Source organism: Pseudomonas sp. Kh14 (genome assembly GCF_900291005.1).
Lineage (GTDB): Bacteria > Pseudomonadota > Gammaproteobacteria > Pseudomonadales > Pseudomonadaceae > Aquipseudomonas > Aquipseudomonas alloputida.
This window is the reverse complement of sequence record NZ_OLKJ01000068.1, coordinates 1-310: the sequence shown is the minus strand read 5'-3', so window position 1 is coordinate 310 and position 310 is coordinate 1. Positions and strand designations below refer to the sequence as shown.

General features: G+C 62.6%; 1 protein-coding gene. It reads left to right on the top strand.

Going from position 1 to position 310, the window contains the following annotated elements:
- A partial coding sequence (locus FQ668_RS27365; protein ID WP_144180762.1) for an immunoglobulin-like domain-containing protein occupies nt 1–310 on the top strand: 310 nt, incomplete at both ends.

Below are 310 nucleotides of genomic sequence, written 5' to 3'. Positions count from 1 at the left end.
ATGTCGGCAAGTTCGAGCAACTGACCCTCGACAAGACCCCGGTCAGCACGTCGGTCACCGACGAGCCGGGCACCCCAAGCAACGAAGGCGACCTGGTCAAGGTCACCATCACGGCCGACCAGACTTCGGTAGCCGAGAACGTCAAACCGACCTTCACCGTACACGTCAACCAGCCGCTGGCTCACGACCTGGTCGTGACCCTGAGCAACAACGCCCAGGTCACCATCAAGGCCGGCGAAACCAGCGCGCCGTACACCCACGACGCACAGGGCGATGACGTCTACAACGATGCTGGCCAGATCAGCCTTGG